We start from the raw sequence: 6,262 nt of genomic DNA, 5'->3' as shown, positions 1-6,262 counted from the left end.
GATGGAGGGGGTGGAAGTTGAGTATGAAATGTTCACCCGCTTTCATCCAGAAGCTAAAGTGCTACCTGTGCCAGCACCAGGGGGAGCTGCTAAGCAACTGGCGATTCGGATGGGTCACTACAGTGAGGCCGATCTAGATAATGTTGACTTTGCTCGCCTATTTTATACGGAGCTAAGTTCACAAAGCCTTGGAAATTAGTGCATAGGACATCCGCGATCGCCTCTCCACGCTGTACTGAATAGAGGAGAGTAACGATCGATTTCATTCATCGGTTGATCTAACTGCAGGTCATCCTTACTTTTTTGCGATCGCCCTCTCCCAAAAGCGATCGCTCCCTCACCCTAAAAACGATCGCCCTTCACTCTAAAGACGATCGTCCTCATCTCTAAAAGCGATCGCCTTTTATCCCAAAGCGATCGCCTCTCCACATTGTACTCAAAGAGCGAAGATTACTTCACCCTAAAAGCGATCGCTATTCACCCCAAAACGATCGCCATTCACTCTAAAGACGATCGCCTCTCCACGTTGTACTAAAGAGAGAAGAGCCATACTCGCCCTCTCCCCTAAAACGATCGCCTCTCTTAATTGACTCAACTGATGTCAGCCTTTACAATTTCATCCAGTAAATCATGGAATTCTAACAAGGCACTTGATGGATAGATCTTGGGCATGAAGAGGCGATCGCAGCGGTCGAGCGCAATTGGTAAAAGTTCAGCCCGAACCAAATGCTCAATTTGGCTATGACTTTGTTCCGATTCCTTGACGAGATAGGTCGATCCCAATAGGTAGGGTGAAGCCCGCGATCGCTACGCAATCTGCAATTCTTAGAGTTCGATCGCTTCTACACTATCTTTGTGTTCAAAAGTGGTTCAATTTTTGCTGAATCTGTACTACAGTTGGGATTGTTTTTATATTGATAGATACTTCGAAGTGGTTGAGGAGCATAGCTACCTTAAACTATGAGGAGAGCTTTATAATTGATTGCAAACCCGCTCAAGTCTTGCTGGAGGAGCCAGTGCTAGAGGAAGCAAAATCGCCAACAAGAGTCTTTATTAGCTACAGCTGGGACTCAGAAGAACACAAAAATCGGGTGTTGCAACTGGCGAATACGCTACGGCAGCCTTGGGGAGTTGAAACAGACATAGATCAATATGTTAGGGCCAAACCTCCATATACTCCAGCGCAAGGATGGGATTTATGGATGGAAAAAAGGATTGAATGGGCTGAGTTCGTTTTAATAGTTTGCACTGAAACTTATAAGCGGCGATTCAGAGGCGATGAAAAACCAGGGACTGGTCGAGGAGTGACATGGGAAGGAACAATCATCAGGCAGAACCTGTATAACGACCAATTGAGCAACACTAAGTTTATTCCGGTTGTATTTTCTGCTCAAGACTTGGTTCATGTTCCTATTATTCTCAATGGGAGTGATAAGTATGTCCTTGAAGATGAAAAAAGCTTTAGAGAACTGTGTTACCGCCTTAGAAAAGAGCCGATTGTTGCAATACCAGACATTGCATTAACAAAGCTGCCAGCACCACTTGAACCCAAGTTTTTCTCTTCCCAAAATCCCTCAGCAGAACCTCCACCAGTTCATTTGAATGTTGCTGAAATTCAAGGCTCAAATACTACCTCTGAAGGACAGAAAATATCTGAACAACCATCATCTGATCTGGGAAAGATATATACTCCTTTAGAATTTTTTTTACGTGAAGGGCGATGGAAAGATGCAGATAAGGCGACTGCTGATCTAATGTGCCAGATTATGGAGCGACAGAAAGAAAAATGGTTGCGAGTCCAAGATATTGATCAATTTCCTTGTGCCGACCTCCGAGCGATCGACCAACTTTGGCTAAAGTATAGCGACGGCAAGTTTGGCTTCAGCGTTCAGACAAGGATTTGGCAGCAACGTGGTAACCCTTCAAAGTTAAATAAGAAGCAGTGGAAAGAGTTTTGTGAATTGATGGGTTGGCGAGGGAAATTTGAGTGGAAGTGGTATAACGAACTAACGTTTAGTCTCTTAGCTCCAGAGGGACACCTTCCGGTAGTGGGTGAAGCGGTTCACGATGCGTTTTTGGGCTGGGGGAGTGGAGTGATGTGGGGAAGATATTTTAGTTTTTGGGCTGGGAGAGGGGATGTTCTATTCTCTCGAACACTTAACTGTAGAATCTAACAGTTTCAGTCATTCCTAAAGATTTGTAATAGCGTTCTTTGTTAAAGAAAACATCAGCTTTTCAGAGATTCATTACCTGGTACCAGTAGGGGTTTTGCCCTTGCTTAGTCTGGGATTATTGCGGATAGAGGATTGTAGCAATTTGCTTCAATAAATTTCTTTGCTACCTCATGAATTTCTGAAGACATTTCCCACTCATCCTACAGACTCATTTGTCCTGGGCTGGTTTTCTGGGGTTTGCCCCCCCAATCTTCTCCAGCAACCGCGTCCCCCAATACGTTTTCCTTTCCAGTTTTGTCTTGGGTCTATACCTCTGACAAAACTTCCGGTAATCGCTGCACAGAGTTCCAGCGTTTTGCCCAATGCTAAAAACGCCGGATGCCATTGAGTGATCCCATCATTGGTCAGGCGGTCATAGGTCACGAGGAAGACGAACCATTGTCATTTTGCATAGATAGTCACGAGGAAGACGAACCATTGTCATTTTGCATAGATAGTCTAAATCACAACCTCCCAAACAGGACATTCTTCAATGACAGGGCGAGTTTGGTCTTGTTCTGTCGCTTGAATCGGGAACCAGAGCGTTCTGGGAGGACGAGTGTTTTGCAGACGAATTTGATTGCGGCAATTTGGGCATTCAACGACCTGTTTAGCCAGTTGTGCTGAAGTGACAGGAAAGTAGCCGAAGTAATCCACCTTTTCAGCCGCTGCTAAATTGAGATGTTGGTCCCAGTCAATCTGCTCTGGTTGGCGTTTATTAGGACGACAATGAGGACAGGGAACTCGAACCGTCTTCCAAAACGCGTCTTCCATAAACTCAGGGTCATACCACCCAAAAGTAGGACGCAGCACAAAAGAAAGTAGCTTGGCGGGGCCAGAAGGCGGAATCCGGGTATCAGGGCCAACCGTCAAGGGATCGCTGTTATTCAAAATTTTGAACAACCGATGGGATTGGGAAGACGTGAGTGGAGGAATGGGTCGCTCAGCAGTCCCAATTACTAGCGGCTCTAAATCCGTTCGCGATGGATCTGGAATCACAGCAGTCCGTTGAACCGATCGATCTGAATTTATGCGATGTTTAATTAGAAAGAGCAGTTCTGAGCAAGTCCAAAATGAGTCGAAGTAATCTTCTGAAAGGAAGATAGCGGCCCTGCCCGTTGCTGTCATTTCATGCCCCAGACGTGCGACCCCTTCCCACATTTGCTGAAGCGTCACACACTCCGTTCTGTAAGCATATTCTGCTTCTGGCACCATTCGCACCGTCAAACCCGTTGCTTCTGTAAATTGCTGGCTCCATCTTTCTGCCGCTTGCTGCCGAGTTCCCCGAAAGCTTAAAAACACATCCGCCGCATTGCTAAACATCCAATATTGGCTGGCGATCACCCTCCTGGATACCCCCGTTCTCTTACGGATAAAACGTTGACCCGAAAGAATAGCAGATCAATCCAGATTCCTAAATCCTCATTGGTCAATGTTTCGCCGTGAATGGGGGCAAACTGGTTGTAAGCCAATACGTTGCGCGGTAGCGGAGTTCTGCTAATGATGACGTGCTTATTCCTTCGCTGCTTCGCGATCTCATTGAAGGCATAGTAGATGTGACCCGGTTCAACCGATCCATCCCAAAGCACTAAATTTGAGCTAACTTCTGCTTCCTAATGAATCACCCCGATTTGCACCAGGACAGACACTGTTAGCTTGATTTTGAGGCGATCGTAGATAGGCAAAACATATTGATCTAAAAGCTTCTGCCCCTCATCGTTATGCACCCTGAAGAACGAGATTGTGGTCATAGTTACTCCTCAATCTCCTAATTTTTCTAGCTAAGCAGAAGTGCGATCGTAATCAAAAACGTAATTAAATAAGGCAGATTCGCCCAGGATTTTAGTGTATTGAGCAGTTCATTCGGGAAGTTGTATAGCTTGCTAGCACATGGGTTGGGCGTTCCATCCGTATTGAGAGAACCCTTAGCTGGAAACGGTATAAGAAAGTTGCCAGCCCTTGCCTCTATCCAACTCCATTTTTCTCCCTCGTTTCCATGACCGCTGATAATCCAAGATAGCCGATTAAAGTTCTCTCGGAACTTTCGCTCCTGAAACAAGTAATAGATATCCAATATTCCAAATAATATAAATGCAATAAATGCCAGGATAAATAAAGCAGGATTCTTATTCTCAAACCCAAAACCAACAATTGCTGCCCAGACCGTTAATCCAACTTGCTTAATGGTGAGTGAACTATTCGCCATACGAGAGATAATGTTTTGCAACATCTCACTCTGCTTAATCAAATACTCCCGATTCTCTTTTACCCATTTTTCGTAGTCAGTTGACTGGTTGTCAGTTTGCATAGTACTTATTGGTATCGCTTAGAGCAGCAGGATCGCAAGATTTCTCTAAAATATAGAGGCTAATTAGCTATTACTGAAGAGTATTTCCTGTAGCCTCAAGTAGCCAATTTGACAGGCTGAATAGTTACAGGACTTCAAATACTCAAATGGATGCCACTCATTCTGGGCGACCGACTCCAGATAGGTGCCATCTTGCTGTGCTACGTCAGGTTCCACTTCAGTAACATCCGCATAGTAGAGGTAGCAGATTTCATTAACTTGGGTGCCTACAATATACTCTCCGAATGGAAAAACCTGCGCTCTATACCCAGTTTCTTCATAAGTTTCTCGTATAGCAGCAGATTCTGGCGATTCTCCCTCCTCTAGTGCCCCAGTAATGGGACAGGGAAAGAGGGTTAACACCCCATCCACTTCTCGATTGTCAATACAGAGATGCTGCTGCCGAATCAAAACTTCATACTTCTGTGGATTACTACCACTTCTTCTCAGTAAAAAGACAGCAACGGAATCTTTACCCTTGCGCTCCAGATACTGAAACCCTTGAGAGCTTTCCTTGACAGCAATCCATCCTGTTTGAAAAATAGTCCGATCTGTTTCCATAGATTGAGTTCGCCCCTCCATCCTATTTTCTTATAGATCGAGACTCTTGACTTGGTTAAAAAATAGCCGCACCTGCCAACAACAGAGCTTGGTAGAAGCTGTATGATTATTGGCTAAACTCCAGAGAATTAGAGCCTTTGTAAGTTTCAGTACTCAGGTCACCCGCCCCACTCTGTTGCTATGCTGGTTGGCTGGACACACCACCTTACTGCCTACCCATTCAACCGAACACTTAAACCATCTAGCTCTATCGACCCAGGTATATAAACGCTTGCCCCAGGATAGTCGCTTTTAGTCTTGACTTTCCGGCTGATCAGCTAGCATACACATACTTGTTTAGACAGTTGGCTGCCCTACTCTTGTTGAGATCCTCTCTGGGTTCTCCCCTATTCCCGTTTCCACAGACCGATTCAGTTCACTTGAGTTAGGATCCTATGAACCAGGATGCACATTACAAGAAACTATTGTTTGTTGATCAGTCTCTCGAAGAGTTGGTGACACAATACAGTTCCGAGAGCAGCTTGTTTTCTGAGCCTTACCAGCTTTGGCAAGAAGGTAACTTAGATGGGGCGATCGCGAGATTAAAGCAAATTTCGGCTGACTCCACAACTGAGGTGCGCCACAAACTGTGGGCATGGAAAGCGCTACGACAAATAGGGGAGGAATTGCCTGCTGCGGTAGCCAACGAGGTGCATGGCGTTGTCTTTGAAATTCCTGTAGAAACTTGGGTTGATACGTTGGCAGCTTACTCAGACGGTAGACTGCGTTACTTAAATGGAATGAAAGGGGTTGCTGGCTTGCTTATTTGGGAGAATGTAGATTATCCCTATACTCGTCCGCTCATTATGCAAGTAATAGATGTTGCGGCGTCCTTAGTTGGAAGTACACCTACTGTTGAGCAGCATCAAGACACGGTTCCAATAGGGCAGCCAAGAATCACTGTTCTTACCTATGGAGGGCTGTATATTGTCGATCGCGATCGAGAAACTTGTCATTTAACAGATCCTGTTCTCGCTGTAGGAACTCAGCTCTTCATGACACTGATGGAAATTGCTCAGCAAAGCAAATATAGATAGCTAAACAGGGAAACGCTCAGACATTTGATCTCAGAGGGAGTGAATAAAGAGTATTCATACGAGCT

At 45.2% G+C, this 6,262-nt stretch carries 8 protein-coding genes; 3 read left to right on the top strand and 5 right to left on the bottom strand.

Annotated features, from left to right (window positions below):
• A partial coding sequence (locus tag ACR6Z4_RS29575; RefSeq protein WP_479720945.1) for an SLOG domain-containing protein occupies positions 1-199 on the top strand: 199 nt, incomplete at its 5' end.
• 817 nt (positions 200-1,016) lie between these two features.
• A complete protein-coding gene (locus tag ACR6Z4_RS29570; protein ID WP_479720944.1) occupies positions 1,017-2,174 on the top strand; it encodes a GUN4 domain-containing protein in 1,158 nt (385 codons plus the stop codon).
• Between the two features lie 195 nt (positions 2,175-2,369).
• On the opposite strand, the gene ACR6Z4_RS29565 is transcribed toward ACR6Z4_RS29570, so the two are convergent.
• The 5 genes from ACR6Z4_RS29565 to ACR6Z4_RS29545 all read right to left on the bottom strand — a co-directional run bounded on the left by ACR6Z4_RS29565 (position 2,370) and on the right by ACR6Z4_RS29545 (position 5,121).
• Positions 2,370-2,597 carry a hypothetical protein gene (locus tag ACR6Z4_RS29565; protein WP_479720943.1) on the bottom strand — a complete coding sequence of 76 codons (228 nt, stop codon included), beginning with the start codon at positions 2,595-2,597 and terminating at the stop codon, positions 2,370-2,372.
• A 75-nt stretch (positions 2,598-2,672) separates the two neighbouring features.
• Positions 2,673-3,557, bottom strand: coding sequence for a hypothetical protein (locus ACR6Z4_RS29560; protein WP_479720947.1), 885 nt, complete (start codon positions 3,555-3,557; stop codon positions 2,673-2,675).
• Positions 3,558-3,826: 269 nt separating this feature from the next.
• The gene (locus tag ACR6Z4_RS29555; protein ID WP_479720942.1) at positions 3,827-3,964 is read right to left on the bottom strand and encodes a hypothetical protein; all 138 of its coding nucleotides are present in this window, start codon (positions 3,962-3,964) and stop codon (positions 3,827-3,829) included.
• Between the two features lie 26 nt (positions 3,965-3,990).
• Positions 3,991-4,521: a hypothetical protein gene (locus tag ACR6Z4_RS29550; RefSeq protein WP_479720941.1), complete on the bottom strand. Its 531-nt coding sequence runs from the start codon at positions 4,519-4,521 to the stop codon at positions 3,991-3,993.
• A 63-nt stretch (positions 4,522-4,584) separates the two neighbouring features.
• Complete coding sequence (locus ACR6Z4_RS29545) at positions 4,585-5,121, bottom strand: NUDIX hydrolase (RefSeq protein WP_479720940.1); 537 nt, start codon at positions 5,119-5,121, stop codon at positions 4,585-4,587.
• Positions 5,122-5,555: 434 nt separating this feature from the next.
• Here ACR6Z4_RS29545 and ACR6Z4_RS29540 point away from each other — a divergent pair, with 434 nt between their 5' ends.
• Positions 5,556-6,197 (top strand): hypothetical protein, encoded by a 642-nt coding sequence (locus ACR6Z4_RS29540; protein ID WP_479720939.1) that lies wholly within the window; start codon positions 5,556-5,558, stop codon positions 6,195-6,197.
• Positions 6,198-6,262: the final 65 nt, after the last annotated feature.

Source organism: Calyptranema fuscum S582, from assembly GCF_055793305.1.
This window is presented reverse-complemented; position numbering and strand designations above follow the sequence as displayed.

Excerpts from the sequence above, each read along its gene's own strand:
- ACR6Z4_RS29540 (WP_479720939.1), top strand. The coding sequence starts at position 5,556 with ATGAACCAGGATGCACATTACAAGAAACTATTGTTTGTTGATCAGTCT.
- ACR6Z4_RS29550 (WP_479720941.1), bottom strand. The coding sequence starts at position 4,521 with ATGCAAACTGACAACCAGTCAACTGACTACGAAAAATGGGTAAAAGAG.
- ACR6Z4_RS29545 (WP_479720940.1), bottom strand. The coding sequence starts at position 5,121 with ATGGAAACAGATCGGACTATTTTTCAAACAGGATGGATTGCTGTCAAG.
- ACR6Z4_RS29555 (WP_479720942.1), bottom strand. The coding sequence starts at position 3,964 with ATGACCACAATCTCGTTCTTCAGGGTGCATAACGATGAGGGGCAGAAG.